Origin of the sequence: Streptosporangium sandarakinum (assembly GCF_013409935.1) — a bacterium.
Lineage (GTDB): Bacteria > Actinomycetota > Actinomycetes > Streptosporangiales > Streptosporangiaceae > Streptosporangium > Streptosporangium nondiastaticum.
The window spans coordinates 514646-535606 of the sequence record NZ_JACCCO010000002.1 but is presented as its reverse complement, the minus strand read 5'-3'; the positions used below and the strand labels follow the sequence as shown (position 1 = coordinate 535606).

General features: G+C 74.8%; 20 protein-coding genes. 13 read left to right on the top strand and 7 right to left on the bottom strand.

From position 1 onward, the window contains the following. The 5 genes from HDA43_RS36465 to HDA43_RS21070 all read left to right on the top strand — a co-directional run bounded on the left by HDA43_RS36465 (position 1) and on the right by HDA43_RS21070 (position 6864). Entirely contained in the window at positions 1 to 1788 is a 1788-nt protein-coding gene (locus HDA43_RS36465) for an aminotransferase class I/II-fold pyridoxal phosphate-dependent enzyme (RefSeq protein ID WP_179824351.1), read from the top strand. Beyond that, a complete protein-coding gene (locus tag HDA43_RS21085) occupies positions 1785 to 3860 on the top strand; it encodes a DUF4910 domain-containing protein (RefSeq protein WP_179824349.1) in 2076 nt (691 codons plus the stop codon). The genes HDA43_RS36465 and HDA43_RS21085 overlap by 4 nt, the downstream gene beginning before the upstream one ends. After that, entirely contained in the window at positions 3841 to 5055 is a 1215-nt protein-coding gene (locus tag HDA43_RS21080) for an MFS transporter (protein ID WP_179824347.1), read from the top strand. The genes HDA43_RS21085 and HDA43_RS21080 overlap by 20 nt, the downstream gene beginning before the upstream one ends. Positions 5056 to 5367: 312 nt before the next feature. Next, the gene (locus HDA43_RS21075; protein WP_179824346.1) at positions 5368 to 5511 is read left to right on the top strand and encodes a hypothetical protein; all 144 of its coding nucleotides are present in this window, start codon (positions 5368 to 5370) and stop codon (positions 5509 to 5511) included. Positions 5512 to 5556: 45 nt separating this feature from the next. Continuing rightward, complete coding sequence (locus HDA43_RS21070; protein ID WP_179824343.1) at positions 5557 to 6864, top strand: alkaline phosphatase family protein; 1308 nt, start codon at positions 5557 to 5559, stop codon at positions 6862 to 6864. A 52-nt stretch (positions 6865 to 6916) separates the two neighbouring features. On the opposite strand, the gene HDA43_RS21065 is transcribed toward HDA43_RS21070, so the two are convergent. From HDA43_RS21065 to HDA43_RS21050, 4 genes are all read right to left on the bottom strand, one after another. Further along, on the bottom strand, positions 6917 to 7381 hold the full coding sequence (locus tag HDA43_RS21065) for a GNAT family N-acetyltransferase (RefSeq protein WP_246424473.1): 465 nt from the start codon (positions 7379 to 7381) through the stop codon (positions 6917 to 6919). Positions 7382 to 7530: 149 nt separating this feature from the next. Further along, positions 7531 to 8154 carry a TetR/AcrR family transcriptional regulator gene (locus HDA43_RS21060; protein ID WP_179824333.1) on the bottom strand — a complete coding sequence of 208 codons (624 nt, stop codon included), beginning with the start codon at positions 8152 to 8154 and terminating at the stop codon, positions 7531 to 7533. A 56-nt stretch (positions 8155 to 8210) separates the two neighbouring features. Beyond that, positions 8211 to 9356 (bottom strand): FAD-dependent oxidoreductase, encoded by a 1146-nt coding sequence (locus HDA43_RS21055; protein WP_179824331.1) that lies wholly within the window; start codon positions 9354 to 9356, stop codon positions 8211 to 8213. Positions 9357 to 9515: 159 nt separating this feature from the next. After that, a complete protein-coding gene (locus HDA43_RS21050) occupies positions 9516 to 10451 on the bottom strand; it encodes a DUF8094 domain-containing protein (protein ID WP_179824329.1) in 936 nt (311 codons plus the stop codon). A 229-nt stretch (positions 10452 to 10680) separates the two neighbouring features. Between HDA43_RS21050 and HDA43_RS21045 the strand changes: the two genes are divergently transcribed. Then, entirely contained in the window at positions 10681 to 11925 is a 1245-nt protein-coding gene (locus HDA43_RS21045; protein WP_179824327.1) for an MFS transporter, read from the top strand. 12 nt (positions 11926 to 11937) lie between these two features. On the opposite strand, the gene HDA43_RS21040 is transcribed toward HDA43_RS21045, so the two are convergent. Further along, the gene (locus HDA43_RS21040; RefSeq protein ID WP_179824325.1) at positions 11938 to 13113 is read right to left on the bottom strand and encodes an FAD-dependent monooxygenase; all 1176 of its coding nucleotides are present in this window, start codon (positions 13111 to 13113) and stop codon (positions 11938 to 11940) included. 93 nt (positions 13114 to 13206) lie between these two features. On the opposite strand from HDA43_RS21040, the gene HDA43_RS21035 reads away from it, so the two are divergent. Further along, positions 13207 to 13809, top strand: coding sequence for a PadR family transcriptional regulator (locus tag HDA43_RS21035; RefSeq protein ID WP_179824323.1), 603 nt, complete (start codon positions 13207 to 13209; stop codon positions 13807 to 13809). Positions 13810 to 13818: 9 nt separating this feature from the next. Here HDA43_RS21035 and HDA43_RS21030 read toward each other — a convergent pair whose 3' ends face one another. Continuing rightward, a complete protein-coding gene (locus tag HDA43_RS21030; protein ID WP_179824321.1) occupies positions 13819 to 14271 on the bottom strand; it encodes a hypothetical protein in 453 nt (150 codons plus the stop codon). A 139-nt stretch (positions 14272 to 14410) separates the two neighbouring features. Between HDA43_RS21030 and HDA43_RS21025 the strand changes: the two genes are divergently transcribed. The 6 genes from HDA43_RS21025 (at position 14411) to HDA43_RS21000 (ending at position 19758) form a co-directional block, all read left to right on the top strand. Continuing rightward, the gene (locus HDA43_RS21025; RefSeq protein WP_179824319.1) at positions 14411 to 15103 is read left to right on the top strand and encodes a response regulator transcription factor; all 693 of its coding nucleotides are present in this window, start codon (positions 14411 to 14413) and stop codon (positions 15101 to 15103) included. Positions 15104 to 15113: 10 nt separating this feature from the next. Continuing rightward, positions 15114 to 16397 carry a HAMP domain-containing sensor histidine kinase gene (locus HDA43_RS21020; RefSeq protein WP_179824317.1) on the top strand — a complete coding sequence of 428 codons (1284 nt, stop codon included), beginning with the start codon at positions 15114 to 15116 and terminating at the stop codon, positions 16395 to 16397. A 294-nt stretch (positions 16398 to 16691) separates the two neighbouring features. Beyond that, positions 16692 to 16967 carry an FmdB family zinc ribbon protein gene (locus HDA43_RS21015; protein ID WP_179824315.1) on the top strand — a complete coding sequence of 92 codons (276 nt, stop codon included), beginning with the start codon at positions 16692 to 16694 and terminating at the stop codon, positions 16965 to 16967. Positions 16968 to 17043: 76 nt separating this feature from the next. After that, positions 17044 to 18291: a formamidase gene (gene fmdA, locus HDA43_RS21010; RefSeq protein WP_179824313.1), complete on the top strand. Its 1248-nt coding sequence runs from the start codon at positions 17044 to 17046 to the stop codon at positions 18289 to 18291. 223 nt (positions 18292 to 18514) lie between these two features. Next, positions 18515 to 18898, top strand: a complete 384-nt coding sequence (locus tag HDA43_RS21005) for a PepSY domain-containing protein (protein ID WP_179824311.1) — start codon at positions 18515 to 18517, stop codon at positions 18896 to 18898. A gap of 41 nt (positions 18899 to 18939) precedes the next feature. Continuing rightward, a complete protein-coding gene (locus HDA43_RS21000) occupies positions 18940 to 19758 on the top strand; it encodes a nucleotidyltransferase domain-containing protein (RefSeq protein WP_312873477.1) in 819 nt (272 codons plus the stop codon). A 24-nt stretch (positions 19759 to 19782) separates the two neighbouring features. On the opposite strand, the gene HDA43_RS20995 is transcribed toward HDA43_RS21000, so the two are convergent. Then, positions 19783 to 20823 (bottom strand): glycerophosphodiester phosphodiesterase family protein, encoded by a 1041-nt coding sequence (locus tag HDA43_RS20995; protein ID WP_179824307.1) that lies wholly within the window; start codon positions 20821 to 20823, stop codon positions 19783 to 19785. Positions 20824 to 20961: the final 138 nt, after the last annotated feature.

Here is a 20961-nt window from a genome sequence, read left to right as displayed (position 1 = left end):
GTGACGGGCTGGTACGCCGACTACTTCACCGCCGACTACTGGAGCTTCGCCCGCCACGAGTACACCGCCGAGCGTACGGCGGGCGAGGTCGCCTACCTGGCCGAGACCCTCCGTGAGCACGCCCCGGGGCGGCGGGTGCTCGACCTGGGCTGCGGCGTCGGACGGCACGCGGTCCCCCTGGCCCGGCACGGCTTCGAGGTGGTCGGCGTCGACGTCTGCGCGTGGGCGCTCGACCGGGCCGCCGAGGCGGCCGGCCGGGCGGGCGTCCGCCTCGGGCTCCGCCACGCCGACCTGCTGGCCGCCCCCGACCTCCCCGAGGCGGACGCGGTGATCTGCGTGCAGGCGTTCGGCTGGGGCGCCGACGCCGAGCAGCGCGCGCTGCTGGCCCGGGTGCGCGAGCGCCTCGTGGCCGGGGGCGTGCTGATCCTGGACCACTCCAACGTCTCGGCCATCCTGAGCCGTTACGAGCCGACCGCGCGGTTCGAGGCCGAGGGGGAGATCTTCGACTTCCTGCGCTCCTACGACCCGGTGAGCGGGCGCAGCCGCGGCGAGCTGCGCGTCACCCGCCGCGAAACGGTCACCGTGCTCCGCGACGACGTGCGGCTCTACCAGCCGAACGAGGTGGCCGCCCTGCTCCGCGAGACCGGCTTCGACATCGTGCGCGCCGACGCGGACTTCACCGCCGGCTCCCCGGTGCGGCCCGGCACCCGGTACGTCCAGTTCGTCGCCGTGGCACCCGCGCGCCCCGAGCCCGCGGTGCTCGACCACGCGCGCTCGGAGCCGTCCGCCGGGGAGGTGGACCTGCGCTGGGCGCCCGACGAGGTGGAGTACGTGCGCGAGGCCGTCGACCGGGCCTGGGCGCGGGCGGCCGGGGAACCGGGCGGGCTCGCCGAGACCGCGCGGCGCTACGCGCTGGAAGATCCGTACGGCGGCGCCCGCGCGGCGCCGGTGCTCGGCCGGCACTTCGGCGCGGACCTGCCCGCCGACCGGGTCGTGACCGGTGCCGGGACGACCGGGCTGCTCAACGCGCTGAGCGCGCTCGCCGCGCCGGGCAGGGCGCTGCTGTGCACGCCGTACGCCCATCCCGACCTGCCGGCGTGGGCGGCGCGGCGGGGCGCGGCCCTCCACGTGTTCGACCCGGCGGACGTCGCGGCCCCGGAGCTGGTGGCCCGGCTCCGGCCCTCGATGGTGCTCGTCGAGCGGCCCGGGGTGCGCGGTGACCTGCTGCCGCCCGGCCGCGTCCTGGAACTGGCCGAGGCGGTGAGCGGGGCCGGCGGCCTGCTGGTGATCGACGAGGCGTGCGCGGCCTACGCGGGCCCGGGGGTGAGCGCGGTGCCGCTCACGGCGCGGGCCCGCGGCCTCGTCGTGCTGCGCAGCGTTTCCAAGGGATACTGCTGCGGCGGCCTGCGCGCCGGGTTCGCCGTCGCCTCCGCCGGCGCCGCGGACGCCCTGCGCGCGGTGGCCCCGCCGCTGGCCGTGTCACCGCTGTCGCTGGAGGTCGCGCTGGGGCTGCTGGAGGAGGGCGACGTCCTCGGCCCGCTGCGCGCGGCCGTCGCGGAGGCCAAGCCGGAGCTCGTCGCGGCCCTGCGCGGCCTGGGCCGGGAGGCCGACCCCGGGCACCCCGCGCTGCCGTGGGTGACGGTCGAGGGCGACGCCCCGCCGGGTGTTCTCGGCAGGCCGCTGCGCCACCGCGCCGGCGGCCCCGCGCTGACGAGGATCAGCGTGCCGCTGTCGGCCGCGCGCAGGCGGGCGCTGCGCGAGGCGGTGGCCGGCGGGAGGGCCGGATGACGGGGCCCGGCGCGGCGGGGGACGTCGGCGGGGCCACCGGGCTGGCGCATGCCCGGTTCGACGTCGGGGCGGCCGAGCGGGACGTCGCCGAGCTGTGCCGGTTCGACCGCTACCAGGCGTCCGACGGGATCATGGCGGCCGCCGCGTACGTCGCCGAACGCGCGGAGCGGGCGGGCCTCTCCGACGTGCGGCTGCTGGAGTTCCCCGCCGACGGCGGCCGGCACTGGTGGACCTTCCGCGCCCCCTCCTCGTGGACGCCCGTCCACGCCGAGCTGGCCGGCGTGGCCGCCTACCCGGACCGGCCGTTCACGCTCGCGGCGTACTCGGCGCCCACCGGTCCCGACGGGGTCGAGGCGCCCGTCGTCCGGCTCGGCGCGGGACCGGGGACCACGCGCGGGGTGCCGCTGGAATCCACGCGCGGGGCGCCGGGGCCCGCGCGGGGGGCCGGCACGGCGCACGACGACCCGGAACGGCTGCGCGGCGCCATCGCCGTACACGACGACCCGGACCTGCCGCTGCCCGCGGCGCTGGACCTCGCCGCCCGGTACGGCGCGCTCGGCCTGGCGACCGACCGCGTCTCCGGCCCCGGCAGGACCGGCCGGATCGAGCTGCGCGCGGGCGGTCCCCTCCTCGCCTTCAGCCTCACCCCCGGGCAGCTCGCCGACCTGGCGGGACGCGACCGCGTGCGCGTCACGGTACGGACGCACGGCGCGGCGCCCATGCCCGTGGTCACCGCGCTGCTGCCAGGGGAGCCCCGGGAGCCCGGCGACCCCGCGGCGGCGGAGGAGGTGCTGCTGTCGGCGCACCTGTGCCACCCCCGGCCCAGCGCCAACGACAACGCCTCGGGGGTCGCCGCCCTCCTCGGGGCGGCGGCCGTCCTGGCGGGCGTCCGGCGCGGCCGCCGGGCCGTCCGCTTCGTGTGGGGGCCGGAGTTCACCGGCATGGCCGCCTACCTGCACGACGTCGCGCCCGCCCCGCCGGTGGCCGCGGTGAACGTGGACATGGCGGGTCAGGACCAGCGGCTGTGCGGCGGCCCGCTCATCGTCGAGCGCAGCCCCGACCACCTGCCCGGCTTCGTCAACGCGCTGGCCGAGTACGTGGTCGGCGCGCTCCCGCAGGCCGGCCGCTCCTACTCGGGCGCCGTGGCCTGCGACACCTGGGCCTGGCGGGCCACGCCGTTCGTCGGCGCCTCCGACCACAGCCTGCTGGTGGACCGGTCGGTCGGCTGCCCCACGGTCACGCTCGGCCACTGGCCGGACCGGTTCAACCACAGCTCCGCCGACACCCTCGACAAGGTGGACTTCCAGGAGCTGCGGCGCACCGCGACGATCGCCTGCGCCACCGCCGCGGTGCTGGCCGCCGCCGGTGAGGAGGACCGGGGGGAGCTGGAGCGGATCGCGACCCGCTGGGCCGCGGCGCGGCTGCTGGAGTGCCTGCCCCGGCCCGGCGCGCCCCCGGCGGACCTGGCGGCGGATCGGGCGCGCGGGCTGCTGCGGCACCGTACGGCGGTGGCGCTCGGCGCGCTCGACGGGGTGGACCGGCTGTGCGGCCGGCCGGGCGACCCGGGGCCGCGCCGGTGGGTCGAGGGCCTGTCCGCGCACGTCGCCGGACTGCTGCCCGGCACCCGGTCGGAGCCCGCGCCGGCGGGGCCCGGGAGCCTTGGCCGCACGAGGCCCGAAACCGTGCCGGTGGGTCGCGTGAGGCCGGAGCCGTGGGCGTCGGGAGCCGAGCCGGGCACACCGGAGCCCGTGGGGCCGCCGCTGCGCCGTACCTGGGAGGGGCCCTTCAACCTGCGCGGGCTGGCCGAGGCCGCGAGCCCGGCCGGGCGGGACTGGATCGACGGGCGGCTGGCCGCGGACCGCTCCCGCGCCTACGCGCTGATGCTGGCGCTGGCACACGGCGTCGACGGCACGCGGGACCGCGCGGAGCTGGCCCGGTACGCCGAGTACGCCGCCGAACTGCCCGTCGGGACGGACTTCGCCGACGGGTTCCTGTCCGTCCTCGTCGAGGCGGGCTGGGCAGAGGAGACGACCACCGCCGAAAGGGGCGCCGATGCGCAGGCTCCTGCGTGACCGACAGTTCGTCCTGCTCTTCTTCGGCCAGGCGGTCAACATGTTCGGCGACCGCGCCCTGCTGATCGTCCTCGCCATCTTCGTCAAGGACCTGACCGGGTCGGACTCGATGGCCGGCGTCGTCCTGGTGCTGCTGTCGCTGCCGTCCTTCATCGCCCCGCTCACCGGGCTGCTGGTGGACAGGTTCCCGCGGCGCGCGACGATGATCGTCAACGACCTGGTCGCCGCCGTGCTGGTGCTGTCGCTGCTGCTGGTACGGCACCCGGGTGACCTGTGGATCGTCTTCGTCGTGACCTTCGGCTACGGCGTCTCCAACCAGGTGTTCAACGCGGCCAGGGGCGGGCTGGTCCACTCCATGCTCCCCTCCGAGCTGCTCGGTGACGCCAACGGCCTGTTCGGCTCCTTCAGCCAGGGGCTGCGGATCATCGGACCGCTGCTGGGCGCCGCCCTCTTCACCGCGATGGGCCTGAGCGCGGTGGCGGTGCTGGACGCGGGCACCTTCCTGGTGTCGGTGCTGGTGCTCCTGGCGCTGCGGCGCGCACCCGACCTGACGCGCTCCGGCGAGCGCGAGCGTGAGCCGGGCGGCCTGACGCGTGACCTCACCGCCGGCATCCGGCACATCCTGCGCGACGCGGAGCTGCGCGCGGGCGTCGTCGCGCTCGGCCTGGCGCTGGGCGCGGCGGGGCTCATCAACTCCGCCATGTTCGCCGCGGTGGACCAGGGCCTGGACCGGCCGCCCGCGTTCGTCGGGGTGATCGCCGCGTTCGAGGGCGGCGGCGCCATCGTCGGCGGCCTGATCACCGGGACCCTCATCCGGAGGTACGGCGAGCAGCGCACGGCGGCCGTCGGCTTCGCCTCCAGCGCGCTCGGCCTGCTGCTGGTGATCCCGACGAGCGTGGTGAGCGTCTGCGTGAGCGGCGTCTTCGTCGGTTTCTCCATCCCGGTGTTCATGGTCGCGACCACCACGCTCGTGCAGCGCCGCACCGAGGCCGGGTTGCAGGGCCGGGCGCTGACCGCGATGGACGCGCTGATCGACCTGCCGTTCGTGGCGTCGATGGCGGTGGGGGCGTTCATCATCCGGTTCGTGGAGTTCCGGCTCATCTACGCCTTCAGCGCGGTGGCGTTCGCGGCGGTGGCGGCGTACGTGCTGCTGTCGCGCCGCGGGTCCCCGGTGGCCGCGGGGGAGACCGGATGACCCGGGGCCGTCCCGGGCGTCGCCGGGCACAGGGCCCGTCCCGGGCGTCGCCGGGCGCGGGGGCCGGGACGGGCCGGCTTCCGGGACGTCGGGGCCCGGCGGGGCTTCCGGGGGGTTCCACCGGTCCGATGAGCGGCGCGCCGATACGCGGCCGGGGCCGTTGACGGGACGTGCCGGCACACGGCGCGAGCCAGTCGGTAAATGAACGGCGGACTGTGCGATTTCCCCGTTGACAGGTAAGTCACCCCATTTTACGTTCATTCACATAATCTCAGGGGAAATCGTCAAATCCCCGTCAGGAGGTCCCGCGTGATGCCCGAGATCCTGCAGCAAACGACGACCGAAACCCCGGTTATGCTCACGCCTGAACTCGTGGAGACAATGCTCTCCGAGCGCCAGGCCGTACAGGTGATGAAATTCCGCACGACGTGCACGGACTGCGTGCCGAACTACTGATGATCGGAATACCCGGGACGTCCGTCGCGAGAAACCCGTCCGGCCTTGCCGGATGACGCGGACCTGACGGGCGGACACGCCGGCGTCCCGGGGGTCGGCGTCACACCCCACCCCCGGGAGTCGTTGCGCGCGGTGCCGGACCGGATCCTGGCGACGCTGGACCGGGCCGAGCGCGGCGTCGTCGTCCTCGCGGTGGACGGCCTGTCGTGGCGGGCGGCCCGCGCGGCCTGGCCCGCGGCCGATCTCGCCCGCCTCACCTCGACGTTCCCCAGCACCTCGGCGACCGCCTGGATGACCTCGGTCACCGGCCTTCCCGTCGCCGGGCACCTGGCGATCGGAGCCGCCTGCCGCTCACCCGCCGACGGCTCCCTGGTGAACGTGATCACCGGTGAGACCCTCGCGCGAGCCGTACCGGACCGGGCGGACGGCGCTCCGCCGGGCGGCGGCCCTCCCGAGGACTCCCTCTCCGGGGGCGCCTTTTCCGGCGGCGGCCCTCCCGAGGACTCCCTTTCCGGCGGCGCCTTTTCCGACGGCGCTCCGCCGGGCGGTGATCTCATCGCGGCGCGGACGACCGTGTTCGAGCGCGCGGCCGCGCTTCCCGGGACCGTCGCCGTCGCCGTGGGGCGCGAGATCGACACGCTCACGAGCCCCTGGTCGGCGGCCCTGCTCCGGGGAGCCGCCCGGTTCCCGGCGTTCCGGGCCACCGGCGGCGTCCCGGCGGCGCGACGGCGAGAACTCACGGCCCAGGCGCTCGACCCGGAGAGCCTGGTGGCGGCCGTGGCCCGCGACGCCGAGGCCGCGTTCGCGGAGCACGCCGCGGACGGCCGGCGGCTGCTGCTGTGGATCTACGTCAACCTGGACGACCACTTCCACCGGCACGGCTACGACCCCCGCGCCATGCGCGCCGTCGCCGGGCTGGAGCGTCACGCGCTGTCCTGGGCCGCGCGGGGCTGGCACGTGATCGCGCACTCCGACCACGGACAGGTGCCCGTCGTCCCCGATCCGGCCCTGGAGGCCGCGTGGGCCGAGGTGGACGCCCCGGAGCTGTGCGCGCTGCCGGGCGGGGGCGCGGGACGGGTGCGCTGGCTCCACCCGCGCCCGGGACGGGCCGGCGAGGCGGCGGAACGGCTCGCCGCCGCGCTCGGCGAGCACGCGCTCGTGCTGGCCGCCGGGGAACTGCCCGGCCTGGGCCTGCTGGAGCTGACCCCGGCCGTCCGGGAGCGGCTCGGGGAGGTGGTGGCCGTCGCGGCCTCGCCCCGCTTCCCCCTCCCGGTGCGCGGCCCGCGTTTCGAGCACGGGGCACTGACCGAGGACGAGATGCTCGTGCCGCTGGCCCTCTGGCCACCGGCCTGAGCCGTGCTCCCGGCTCGGCGATCCGGGGGCGTGAAGGGTCGGGGGTGAGGGGTCAGGCGTTCCGGTCGGCGGGCCGCCAGCGGTAGTGGGCGTCGGGGAGGTTCTCCTCGTTGCCGCCGCCGTCGCCCAGCTCCACCAGCGTGAAGCCGTGCCGCTCGTAGAAGCGGCGGGCGCCGGTGTTCTCCTGGAACACGTGCAGGTCGAGCCCGTCCGGCCGCCGTTCCTTGGCCAGCGCGAGCAACGCGGCGCCGATGCCCCGGCCCTGGGCGTCCGGCGCGACGTACAGGTGGTCCAGCCACCCGTCGCCGAGCGCGGCGAAGGCCGCGACGTCGCCGTCCGGCCCGTCCACCCAGACCTCGTTGCCCGGGACCATGACGTGGGCGATCCAGTGCCGGGTCTCCTCGTCGGTGTGCAGGTCCGGCAGGTAGGTCATCCCGGCGCGGGCGGCCAGGAAGACCTCGGCGATCCGCTCGGCGTCCTCGGGCAGGGCCCGGCGCGGGCCCACGGTCTGTCGCATCCGCATACGGTGGCACACCCGCGCGGCGGCGGGCCACCGGATATCCCCGGCGCCCCGCTCCGCCGGAAGGGGCCGGCGGGGCGGGAGGCGGCGAGATCCGCACCGCGGAGACGGTGAGGTCCCGCACCGCGGAGGCGGACGGCGCGCCTTCACGAAGGGCGGGGCCGCGGCGATCTCTCGGTCAGGCCGGTGGCGACGATGTCGATCAGCAGGTCGAGGACCTTCGGGTACAGGTCGGGGTCGGCCAGCCGGTCCCTGTGCATGGGCACCAGGAGGACGGCCTGCAGGACACCGGTGATCACGGCGGGGTCGGCGTCGACGAGGTCCTCGCCGTGCCGGGCGAGGAAGGCGGCCAGCGCGGTGACCGGGTTCTCCGGCGCGGACGCCACCCGGTCGGGGTCCAGCCTCCTGGTCACGGCCTCCATCTCCTCGGGGTGGGTCATCAGCCTGCCGTACAGCGGGTTGGTGGTCAGTTCCTCGATGGTGGCGTGCAGGAAGCGGCGCAGTCCCGCGCGGGCGTCGGGCCCGCCCAGCAGCGCCTGGTCGATGACGCGTCGCTTGACCTCGGCCATCTGGGTGAGCATCAGCTCCAGGTAGAGCGCCTCCTTGGAGTCGAAGAAGACGTAGAAGGTGCTCTTGGCGATGCCGGTGCCGGCGACCAGGTCCTCCAGCGAGGTCTTGCGCAGGCCCTGGGTGGTGAACAGGCGCCGGCCGTTGGCCATGAGAAGCCCGGTGATACGGGCTCGCTCCTCGGCGGAGAAGGCTGGAGGCATGAGCGGGTCCCTTCCATATGAACATTCCGATCGTATGTTTTCAGAAGGGCAGGGCCTCATCCTCGCAGCTGGAACCCGCGCTCGACCATCCGCCGGACCGGCCCCCACGACGACAGTCGCAGCGGGAGCTGGGTGAGCTCCAGCGCGACCCGGTTGCGCGGTGCGTAGACGCCCTTGACCCGGCGGCCGAGCCTCTGCTTCTTCTCCGCCTCCGGCCGCAGCCGCGCCTCCCATTCCGCGAGCGCGGCCGCGACGTCGCCGGGGTGGCGTTCCAGGGCGGCGCCGAGCAGGTCGGCGCCGCCGACGGCGAGGGAGGAGCCGTAGCCGGCGAACAGCGTGACGCACCAGGCGGCGTCGCCGAGCAGCACGACCCGGCCGTGGCTCCACCGGTCCACCACCATCTGGCTGATGGTGTCGAAGTAGACCGAATCGGCGCTCCTGAGGCCCTCCAGCGCCCGCGGGACCAGCCAGCCCATGTCGCCGTAGACCTCGTGCAGTTCCTCCGGCGACCTCCGCGGACGGCCGAGGTCGCTGCGGTAGCCGAAGAAGGCGGCCGTACGGCCGTCGCCGACGCTCATCATCGCGAACGTGCGGCCGCCCGCGCTGATGGTGCCCGTGGTGCCCTCCGGCAGGCCGGCGGGCCGCTCCCCGAGCATGTAGACCGCGACCCGGTGCCCCATGTCGAGGCGGTAGTCCTCCTCGGGCCCGAAGACGAGGGCACGTGTCGCGGAGTGCAGCCCGTCGGCGCCGATGAGCAGGTCGGCGTGCTCGACGGTGCCGTCGCTGAGGGTGACGCGCACCGCCTCGTCGTCCTGGTCGACCGCGGTGAGCGTGGTGCCGAAGCGGATCGCGGCCGATTCCCCGACCGCCTCGTACAGCACCGCCTCGATGTCGCCGCGCAGGATGTTGAAGGACCCGGCGCCCATGGTGGCGGTGATGACCTGGCCGCTGAGCGTGAAGCGGGGCTCTCCATCCGGTCTGCGGTAGATCAGCTCCCGGGTGACGAAGGCCCGCCGCCGCAGAGCGGGCAGGATCCCCATCCGCTCGGCGCCGTCGTGGCCGATCCCGCCGAAGGTGACGCCGTAGCCGCCGCCGCGGCGCTCCGGCGCCCGCTCGGCCACCAGGACGTCCCAGCCGGCCCGCTCCAGCCGCAGCGCGGCGGCCAGCCCGGCGATCCCCGCTCCGATGATGATGGCTCGCATGTCGCGATCTCCTCTCTGCGACTATGAAAACAGATTGGAAATATGTTTTCAAGTCACGGTGCCGAAGGTGGGCAGGCCGCCGTGGTGACCCATCGGGATCCGGTGGGCGCGGTCACCGGTCGGCGACGCGACGCGTCGCGTCGCCGACCGGCCCGGTGGTCAGGCGTACCAGTCGCCGGCGATCTCGTCGATCGTCTTGCGGCCCCGGGGGACGAACGCGCCGACGGTGAGGACCTGCGTGACCCCCTGCGGGTTGTTGAGCAGGCTGAAGAGGTAGAACGACCCGCCGCCCCGGGTGACGAAGCCGTAGGCGGGGGTGAAGGACCGGTAGGCCGCGTAGAGGCCCTTGTAGACCTGGGGGAAGGCGCGGCGGCTGTAGTTGTCCTTGGCCAGCCGGTAGCCGGTGGCGCCCGCCGGGCTCGTGTGCTTGGGGGAGTTCCAGAAGGTCCGGTACTCCAGGGCGAGGAGCGTGCCGATCGTGCGCGGCGCGGCGGTGACGTAGCCGCCGGAGTCCCGGCGCGGCTCGGGGACCCGCTCGCCGTAGTGGAGCGGGCTCTTCCCGGCCAGGACGAAGGACGGCGTGCCGGCCTCCCGCCAGAAGGACAGGATGTGCGGGCGGTCCTCCCCGCGGTAGGTCGCCTGGAGCATGAACCACTCCCCGCCGGGCGGCTGCTCCCGGGGCACGTAGTACGTCTGGCGGCCGGTCAGCCGGATCGGCTTGCGGACCCGCTTCTTGTCCTCCTCCAGGTGCGCCCGGTCGATGACCGCCTCGTGTAGGGCGGCCTCGCCGAGGAGGCGGCTCATCGCGTCCGGGTCGTCCGCCCATCGGCGTTTCTTGATCATCTTGTTGTACGCGGCCACCCAGGACGCCGCGGCCTGCTTCGCCGCGGCGGGGGTGAGCCGGGGCGCCCCGGACGACGGCTCCGGCGTCGGCGCCGGGGTGGTGGCGGGGGCGGGCGTCGTGCCCGGCCGGGAGGGGGAGGCCGCGGCGGGCGTGTCGGCCGGGCGGGCGGAGAAGGGCGGCACGAGGCCGCAGCCGGTCAGGATCACCGCCAGGACGGCGACGGACAGCGCCTCACGCGCCTCGCGCACCACGGTATTGGTTCCTCCCGTTTCGTCCCGGCAGACGGCGGTGTACGACCGTATCGGACATTTCGGTGGACCATGGTCGCGGGTACGGCCGGCCCGCGCGTTCGCCGGCACGGTCCGTCCGCGCCGTCCCGGGCGTGGCCCGTCCGCGCGTTCTCGGGCACGGCCGCCCCGCCGCGGCGGGTGACGCGGTCGGCACCTCCCGGACACCCGCGGATCAGTCCAGAATGCTCGGATGGGATATCTCAGCCTGCTCCGCGTCCCGTACGTCGTCCGGCTGCTGCTGGGCAGCCTCGTCGGCCGCCTGCCCAGCGCGATGGCCGCCGTGGCCATCCCCCTGGCGCTGCGGGAGAACGGCGCCGGCTACGCCTTCGTCGGCGTCGCGGCCGGGGCGTTCGCCGTCGCGGCGGCCGTGGGCGGACCCGTCCTGGGGCGCATGGTGGACCGGGTAGGCCAGACGCGGGTGCTCCTCCCGGCGGCGCTCGCGGCGGCCGCCGGGTTCGCGGCCGTCGCCGTCGCACCCGGGAACCCGTACGCGGTGCTGACCGGGGCGGTCCTCGCGGGCGCGGCGACGCCGCCGCTCGAACCCTGCCTGCGGGTGCTGTGGCCGAACCTCGTCGGCCCTGAGCTGCTGGGATCGGCCTACGCCCTCGACGCCGCCGCCCAGGAGCTGATCTTCATCGGCGGGCCGCTGGTGGTGGCCGGCGCCGTGGCGCTGGCCTCGCCGGTCGCCGCGCTGTGGGCCGGGGCGGCCCTGGGCGTCGCCGGCGTGCTGTTCGTCGTGACCGCCCCGCCCTCCCGCGACTGGCGGGCCCCCTTCCGCTCGACCGACTGGCTCGGGCCGCTGCGCAGCCGGGCCCTGCTCCTCCTGCTGGCCGGGCTCACCGGCGCGGGCGTCGCCATCGGCACGCTCAACGTCCTGGTGGTCTCCTACGCCGAGGAGCACCGCGTCTTCGGCGGCGCCCCCGCGCTCCTGGCGCTGAACGCGCTCGGGGCCATGATCGGCGCCCTGCTGTACGGGACGATGCGCCCGGCGGCGCGTCCCGCGCGGCGGGTGCCGCCGCTGGCCGCCGGGCTGGCCGGCGGCTACGCCCTGCTCTGCCTGCTGCCCGCCCCGCCCCTCATGGCCTGCCTGATGATCGTCACCGGGCTGTTCCTGGCGCCCCTGCTGACGGTCACGTTCGCCCTGATCGGGCAGCTCGCCCCGCGCGGGACGGTGACCGAGGCGTTCGCCTGGCTGGTCACGCTGATCACCAGTGGGACGGCGCTGGGATCGGCCGCCGCCGGGTTCGTCCTGGAGCACGCGAGCGCCCCCTGGGCCGCCGCGTGCGGCGCGGCGGGCGCCGCCGCGGGCGCCCTCCTCCTGTTCGCCGGACGGCACCGGCTGGCGACGGGCCGGGACGACGCGACGGCCGGGGACGTCCCGGAGACCGGAGGCACCCCGGCGGCCGGGGACGTCCCGGAGAACCGGAACGCCTGATCCCGCGGGTCCTCACGCCGCCGACACCGGCTGGTCCCAGTCGATGCTGTGGCGGTGCACCGGGCCGAACATCTGCTCGGCGGTGGGGAAGAACCGCTGGGCGGGCGCCTGCGCGCCGGCGGCCTTGCGCGCGTTGGTCTGCACGGCCGCCGCGGCGATCGACTCCACCCGGGGACGGCGCAGGGCCTCGTAGGCGGCGAAGGCGGCCTCCGGATCGGGCAGGTCGCGCAGGCAGCGGGCCAGTTCGACCGCGCTCTCGGCGGCCTGGGACGCGCCCTGCCCCGAACTGGAGGAGGGCGCGTGGACCGAGTCGCCCACCAGCACCATCCGGCCGCGGTACCAGCGCGGCACCGGGGGCATCATCAGCATGCCGCCGGTGCACAGGAGGTCGTCGGCGCCGGTGTGCGCGAGCAGGGCCTCGCCAGGCTGGTGGCCCTCGAACAGCTCCCTCAGCTGCGCCAGCCACCCGGCCGCCGGGAGCTCCTTGACCTGGGCGGCGGTCAGCGGCTCGGCGGAGGGGAGTGAGGTGAACCAGCAGACCCGGCCGTCGGGGACGGCCCAGTAGCCGAGGAAGGCCCGGCCGCCGAACGAGAAGGTCATGTGGCCGGGCTCGGGACGCACCCCGCTGTCCGCGACGAAGCCGCCGAAGCCCAGCAGGCCGGTGTACTCCGGGCCCGGCGCGGCGGGGTCGATCAGGGTGCGGACCGTGGAGTGGATGCCGTCCGCGCCGATCAGGATGTCGGCGGTGGCCTCGGTGCCGTCGGCGAAACACGCGGTGACCCCCGCCGGGCCCTCCCGGACCTCGACGAGCCGCTTGCCGTGCTCGATCTTCACGCCCTGGGCCACGGCGTGGTCGTGCAGGGCGCGGTAGAGGGCGGACCTGGACAGGGTCTGGCTGTCCGGCAGGCCGGGCAGGCCGGGGGTGGAGGTGAGGACGGTGCCCTGGGCGTCGGCCATGACGGTGCCGGGCACCGGCTGGCCGACGGCGCACACGGCCTTGTCGGCGCCGACGACGGCCAGGGCCCGCATGCCGTTGGGGGCGACCGTGAGCGTGGCCCCGACGCCGTCGGCGGCCGTGGGGTGCGCCTCGAAGACGGTGGACTCGATGCCTGCTTTTTGCAGGGCCAGAGCCGTCACGGGCCCGGCGATGCCGCCGCCGATGATCAGTGCCGTTCGCGCTGCGGACATGTCATCTCCTGGGGGGTGAGGTGCCGATGCCTGGATAGTTTCACTGTAACTAGTGTTTAGTCAACTAGTTTCTTTGTAAGTATGATTCGGTGCATGGACGCTCCATACCGCGCCTCCCCGCTGGCCCTCACCGTTCTGGCCCTGCTGCACCACAAGCCGCTGCACCCGTACGGCATGCAGCGGCTGATCAGACAGTGGGGCAAGGACCAGGTCGTCAACGTCGGCCAGCGCACCGGCCTCTACCGGGCCATCGACCGGCTGCATGCCGCCGGACTGATCGCCGTCCGGGAGACCGGGCGCGACCAGCAGTACCCGGAGCGGACCGTCTACGAGGTCACCGACGCCGGGCGCCGGGTCGCGAAACAGTGGCTGTGCGACATGCTCGCCGTGCCCAAACAGGAGTTCCCGCAGTTCCCCGCGGCCCTGTCGCAGCTGCTCATGCTCACGCCGCAGGAGGCGCTGGACGCGCTCGGCCGGCGCGCGGACGCGCTCGCCGCGACGCTGGAGGGGTACGAGGCCGCCCTGGAACGGGAGGCGGACCTGCCACGGATCACCATGCTGGAGACCGAGTACCTCCGGGCGGTCACCGCCGCCGAGGCGGCGTGGCTGCGCACGGTGCTCGACGACCTGCGCGAGGGACGGCTGCCGTGGTCGCTGGAGGTCCTGGCCGCCATCGCGGGGGACCGCTCCCCCTGACCGCCGCGGTCAGTCCTCGTCGTGTTCGACCGCGGAGCGGACCGTGGCGACGGGCGTTCCCGAGCGGCACGTCAGGCTGACCGTGGTCTTGCGGTCGTCCGACTCGAAGACCACCGAGGCGGTGTGGGCCGGACCGCGCTCGACGTCGTCGACGCCGTACCCGGGGGCGGGCGTCCAGGACAGCAGCAGGGCCCGCCCGGCGTCGCAGGCGGCGGTCACCGACCCCTCGGCGTAGGAGAAACCGAGAGCCTGCGAGCCGGGACCGGCCGAGGCCGGCGGCCCGACGCTCGGCACGGCGGAAGCGGTGGCCAGGGCCCGCTCGACCTCCTCCAGGGTCATGGGGCGGGCGGCGGGGCCGGTGATGTCGGTGCCGATCAGGGACACCGCCCAGACGACGGCGATCGTGGTCAGGACGGCGGCGGCCAGCCAGCCCCCCACCCCCAGCAGCGCGCGGCGGCCCATCACGTCCCTCCCGTCGGCGGCCGGGGACGGGCGGCGCGTCCGTCCCCGGGTTTCCTCCCCCGGTGTCTTTCCTGTCCGACGGGGAACCTTCCACTCTCGTCGGGACCGTTAACCAGCCAGGAGAGGTCGGTACGTCACCGTGGCCCGGTTGCTGCTCGTCGAGGACGACGCCCAGGTCAGATCCGCGCTGAGCCGCGCGCTGACCGACCGGGGCCACGCCGTGACCTCGGCCGTCGCGGGCATGCCCGGACTCACCCTGGCGGTGGAGGACCGGCCCGACCTGGTCGTGCTCGACCTGGGCCTGCCCGATCTCGACGGCTGCGAGGTGCTGCGCATGCTCCGGGCCGTCAGCGCCGTCCCGGTCATCGTGGCGACCGCGCGCGACGCCGAACCGGAGATCGTCCGGGCACTGGACGCCGGAGCCGACGACTACGTCGTCAAACCGTTCAGCGCGGCCCAGCTGGACGCGCGCATCCGGGCCGTGCTGCGCCGCGGCCGGGACGCGGGCGCGGGCGCCGAGGCGGCGCCGGTGCGGGTCGGCGGGCTGCTCATCGAACCGGCCGGCCGGGAGGCGTTCCTCGACGGAGTGAGACTCGACCTGACGCCCAAGGAGTTCGACCTGCTGCACTACCTCGCGCTCCGCCCCGGCCAGGTCGTCCCCAAGCGGGAGCTCCTGGCCGAGGTGTGGCGGATGGCGTACGGCGGCGCGGACAAGACCGTCGACGTCCACCTGTCGTGGCTGCGCCGCAAGCTCGGCGAGAGCGCCCAGCGGCCCCGCTACCTGCAGACCGTTCACGGCGTGGGCGTGAAGATCGTCGATCCGGGGACGTGAGGAGACCCCGATGAGGCGACGCCTTGCCCTGCTCGCGGTGGCGACCACCTCGCTGGTCCTGATCGCCTTCCTCGTGCCGCTCGCCGTACTGGTCAGGACGCTGGCGGCCGAGCGGGCCACGGCCGCCGCCACCACGTGGGCGCAGTCGGTCGCCACCGCCGCGGCGCTGGACGACCCGAAGGTCCTGGAGGCCACCGTACGGCAGGCGAGCGGCGCCGGCGGGGTGCCGATCACCGTCTTCCTGCCCGGCCACGGTTTCCTCGGCGCGCCGGCGCCGCGCGGACCCGGCGTCGAGCTGGCCGCGCGCGGCCGGAGCATCACCGTCGACACGCCCGCGGGCCGGGAGGTGCTGGTGGCCGTCCAGGGCGGGGAACGCGGCACCGTGGTCGTCCGCGCGTTCGTGGACGCCGAACGGCTGCGCCGGGGGGTCGGGTGGGCCTGGCTGGTGCTCGGCCTGACCGGGCTGGCGCTGCTCCTCGTCGGCATCACCGTCGCCGACCGGCTCGCCCGCTCCCTGATCCGGCCGGTCGGGCAGGTCGCGGAGGTCTCCCGGCGGCTGGCCCGCGGTGACCTGCGGGCCCGGGTGGAACCGGCGGGCCCGCCGGAGATCCGCGAGGTCGGCAGCGCCCTCAACCACCTGGCCGCCCGCATCCGCGAGCTGCTCGCCCACGAACGCGAGGCGGTCGCCGACCTCTCCCACCGGCTGCGCACCCCGGTCACCGCGCTCCGGCTGGAGGCCGACGGAATGCGCGACCGGGACGAGGCGGAACGGGTGGGACGGGTCGTCGACAGCGTCGAGCGCATGGTCGACCAGATCATCCGCGAGGCGCGCCGGTTCGACCGGGAGGGCGTGCCGGGCTGCGACGCCACCCGGGTCGTCGGCGAGCGGGTCGCCTTCTGGTCGGCGCTCGCCGAGGACCAGGATCGGCCACTGCGGCTGGACCTCGCGGACGACCCGATCACCGTGGGGGTGAGCGAGCACGACCTCGCGGCCTGCGTGGACCTGCTGCTGGAGAACGTGTTCGCCCACACCCCCGACGGCACCCCGTTCGCCGTCGGGCTGACGCCCCGGCGGCCCGGGGGCGGAGCCCGGCTGGTGATCACCGATGAGGGGCCCGGCTTCGCCCACCCGGACCCGACCGGCCGGGGCGTGAGCGGTGGCGCGTCCACCGGTCTCGGTCTCGACATCGCGCGCCGCACCGCCGAGGAGTCGGGCGGCGGCCTGCTGGCCCGCACACGCGCCTCGGGGGGAGCCGAGGTCGTCGTCGAGTTCGGCCCCGGCCCGGCCCGCTGAGAACGGGCCCGGCCCCGGCGTGCCGGGATTCGCCCTGCTCACGGCGGGTATGAAACGGACTCTCGCCGGTCGGCGGGGTAGCGTCCCGCCTGCCGGGAGACGTTCGCGGTCGCCCGGGGGGAACGCCGCCCGGGAGACCCGGGAGACAGTGCCGGTCATCCGAGGGGAACGCGACCGGCCCGGCGGGAACGCGTCGTCCGGGTCGTCCGACGTGATGAGAGGCGATCCACCCGGCTCCGGGGCCGGCCCCGTGGCCGTACCGGAGATCCGTCCTTCCGACGCGGAGGGGTGCCCATGGCCACCTATGAATATCTCTGCCCGGAGTGCGGCCGCTTCGAGGTGCGCCTGCCGATGGGGGCCGCACCGCCCACCCGGGACTGCCCCGCCTGTGAGCGGGCCGCGCGGCGCGTCCTGTCCGCGCCGCGCCTGTCCCGGGTGTCTCCCGCGCTGTCGGCCGCCCTCGACCGGGGGGAACGGAGCCGGGAGGCGCCCGAGGTCGTCCCTGAGCCGCCCGGCCGGCGGGCCGCGCGCCCTCCGCACCCGGCGACGGCACGCCTGCCCAGGCCGTGAGCGGTACGGGGACACCCGGCTCGCCCGTCGGCGCCCGCCGTACCGGGAGCACGCATTCCACGAGAAGGGGGCTGTCATGCCAGAAGTCGTGTTCGGCGTGGACCAGTCGAAGTCAATGCGGGACCAGGACGTGCCCGGCCACAATCGGTGGCATCCGGACATCCCGGTGGTCGCCACCGTGCGGCCGGGAGACGAGTTCCGTCTGGAGTGCCGCGACTGGACCGACTCCCAGATCGGGAACAACGACTCGGCCAACGACGTGCGGGACGTCGACCTGTCCGTCCCGCACATGCTGAGCGGCCCCATCGCGGTCGAGGGCGCCGAACCGGGCGACCTCCTGATCGTCGACATCCTCGACATCGGCCCGATACCCCAGCAGTCCGGCCCCGTGTCCGGGCAGGGGTGGGGGTACACCGGAATCTTCGCCAGGGCGAACGGCGGCGGCTTCCTGACCGACTACTTCCCGGACGCCTACAAGGCGGTCTGGGACTTCCACGGCATATTCGCGACGTCACGCCACCTGCCCGGCATCCGCTACACGGGCATCACCCATCCGGGGCTGTTCGGCACGGCGCCGTCGGAGGAGATGCTCGCGCGCTGGAACCGCCGGGAGCAGGCCCTCATCGACACGGCCCCCGACCGGGTCCCGCCGCTGGCCCTGCCGCCGCTGTCCGACGGAGCCCTCGCCGGGACGGCCACCGGCGAACTGGCCGCGCGGATCGTCCGCGAGGGCGCCCGTACCGTGCCTCCCCGGGAGAACGGCGGCAACCAGGACATCAAGAACCTCACCCGCGGGGCGCGGGTCTTCTTCCCCGTCTACGTGGAGGGCGCCAAGCTCTCCGGGGGAGACCTGCACTTCAGCCAGGGCGACGGCGAGATCACCTTCTGCGGCGCGGTCGAGATGGGAGGTTTCATCGACCTCCACGTGGACCTCATCAAGGGGGGCATGGAGAAGTACGGCGTGACCACCAACCCGGTCTTCATGCCCGGAAACGTGGAACCGCGCTACTCGGAGTTCCTGTCGTTCGTCGGTATCTCGGTCGACCACGACAGGGACGTCAACCACCACCTCGACGCGACGCTGGCCTACCGCCGGGCGTGCCTCAACGCCATCGAGTACCTCAAGAAATGGGGTTACACGGGCGAGCAGGCGTACCTGCTCCTCGGCTCCGCGCCCGTGGAGGGACGGATCAGCGGGATCGTCGACGTCCCGAACGCCTGCTGCACGCTCTACCTGCCCACGGAGATGTTCGATTTCGACATCCGCCCCGGCGGGGCCGGCCCCGCCAGGGAGGACAGGGGGCAGTGCGCCGTGACGTCCTGACCGGCGCGCGTGGGCGCCGATCCCCGGCGGACCGGAGGCCGCGGCCCGTGGGGGCGTGGCCGCGCCCCGGCCGCCGGCCGATCCCCGGCGGACCGGTCGGAGCGGGGTGTTAACGATTCCTTAGGAACTTCACAGCAACGCGCTATCACCCGGGCTAGCAGCCTTGAGGGGTCGTCGCGGATTCCGCGGAACCGCGCCTCTCAACGGATATGGAGAAAGCCCGATGCGTAAGCCGATGATCGTTATCGCCGGACTCGCCCTCGCCGGAATCGTGGCCGGCGGCGGCGCCGCCCTCGCCGACGAGATCAAGGCCGACCCGGCCTCGCCGTCCTCGTCCGCCACCCCCGGGACCGGCTCGGGCGACGACGCGGGCGCCGTGCGCAAGCCCGCCGTGTCGGCGGAGCAGGCCCAGCGGACCGCGCTGTCGAAGGTGAGCGGCGGATGGGTCGTCTCCACCGAGCTGGAGACCGAGGGCGACACCACCTCCTGGGAGGTCGAGGTCGCCGACGGCAAGGGGGCCGTGCAGGAGATCGTCGTGGACGCCGCCACCGGCGGGATCACCTCGACGGTCGCCGCCGACCAGGACGACGACGAGGACGACGACTGACGCCGATGCCGCCGGCCGGACGGCTGTGTGATCATGTCGTCGTGGACGACACGAAACTGGAGGCGCTCGCCGGGCGGATGGCGGAGGTGCCCGGAGTGGTCGCGGTGGTGCTCGGCGGGAGCCGGGCCCGCGGCACGCACCGCCCGGACTCCGACCTCGATCTCGGGCTGTACTACCGGGGAGAGCCGGACGTGACGGCGCTGCGGGCGCTGGCCGTCCAGGAGGCGGGAGAGCAGGCGGAGCTGACCGCGCCGGGCGGCTGGGGCCCGTGGGTGAACGGCGGGGGCTGGCTGACCGTCGGCGGTCACCGGGTCGACTGGATCTATCGCGACCTGGACCGGGTCCACCGGATCTGGGCCGACTGCCGGGAGGGCCGCTACGAGATCGGCGTCCAGCCCGGCCACCCGCTGGGCTTCTACTCCCACGCCTACGCCGGCGAGGTCGCGCTGTGCCGGGTGCTGGCCGATCCCGGCGGGGAGCTGACGGACCTGCGGGAGCGGACCCGCGCCTACCCGCCCGCCCTGGGCGACGCGCTCGCCGACGGGATGTGGGAGGCGGACTTCTGCGTCGAGCTGGCCCGTTACGGGGTGTCCGGAGCCGACCCCGCCTACGCGGCCGGCTGCCTGTTCCGCGCGGTCGGCGTCGCCTGCCAGGCGCTGCACGGGCACGCGGGCCGCTGGCTGATCAACGAGAAGGGCATGGTGGCCTCGGCAGGCCGGCTGCCCGCCGCGCCCGGGGGCTTCGCCGTACGGGCGGAGCGGCTGCTCGGCCACGTCGGCGAGCCGGCGGAGCGGATCGCCGAGACCGTCACCGAGGCGGCGACCCTGATGAGTGAGGTACGGGCGGCCGTCGGCCGCTGACCACCGCGTGAGCCCCGGCCGGTCTCACCGGTCCAGGAGTGGGGCGACCACGTCGATGCGGTTGGTCCAGACGCCGCCGGTGTAGCCCTCGGGGAGGCGGGAGAGGTCGGCGGGGGCGTCGAAGCCCTCGGAGAAGTCGCCGGATCCCGCCACGACGATGACGCGGGTGCCGCGGGCGCGCATGCGCTCGACGAACAGGTTGGGCCAGCCCCACAGCCACCGGCCGTACTTCTCCGGGATGTGCAGTTCCAGGCCGGCGCACGCGTCGGGGACGGATCCGGTCCAGCCCACGGCGAGGTAGCGCTTCAGGCAGTCCATCATGAGGGCCTTCGACATCACCTGTACGGCCGGCAGTCGCGCGGCCAGCGCGGCCACCGGCCTGTCCCCGCCGTACACGGTGAGCGCGGCGAGCCGCTTCGGCGGCAGCGTGGCCAGGCGGCCGGCGAGCAGGTCGCCGTCGGCCGCCACGTCGCTCTTGACGTGGATCAGCAGCTTCCGCTCCGGGAACGCGGCGAGGACCTGTTCCAGGGCCGGCATGCGGCCCACGCCCTTGCCGCGGAAGGGGTGGGTCGCGCCACCGTCGGCGGTGTAGCCGTAGCCGATGTCGAGACGCCGCAGCTCGGCGAGGGTGTGGTCGCGGACCTTGCCCCGGCCGTCGGTGCGGCATTCGAGGGTGGCGTCGTGGAACACGGCGATCCGGCGGTCCCGGGTCACCTGGACGTCGAACTCGACCATGTCGGCCCCCGCCTTGAAGGCCGCCCGCATCGAGGCCAGCGTGTTCTCCAGGTAGGAGTGCTCCGGCGGGTGGATGCGCTCGGCCGTGCAGGTCTCGTTGGTGATGCCTTCGAAGCCGAACGTCTGCGCCAGGCCGCGGTGGGCGAGGAGCAGCGGTTCGCCCTTGCCTCGCGCCCGCCAGGAGCCGTTGTTGGAGTAGGCGAAGGCGGCCAGGGTCACGGCCGCGACGAGGACCACCCGGACCGGGAGGCTCCGGGCGAGCCGGAAGGGCCAGGCGGGCCGGGAGCGCGGCGCGCGGCGCGAGCGTCGGGGGCGTTCGGGTTGGGACATGGGCCGTCTTCCAGGTCGAAAAGGGGACGGAGCCGCTCCTGGATATCCGTTTCCGATCTTCATCGGGACGGTAACGGTCAACCGTTACCGTTACGTGACCGGCTCGGGCCCGCTTCCACCGAACTCGGTCCCTCCCCA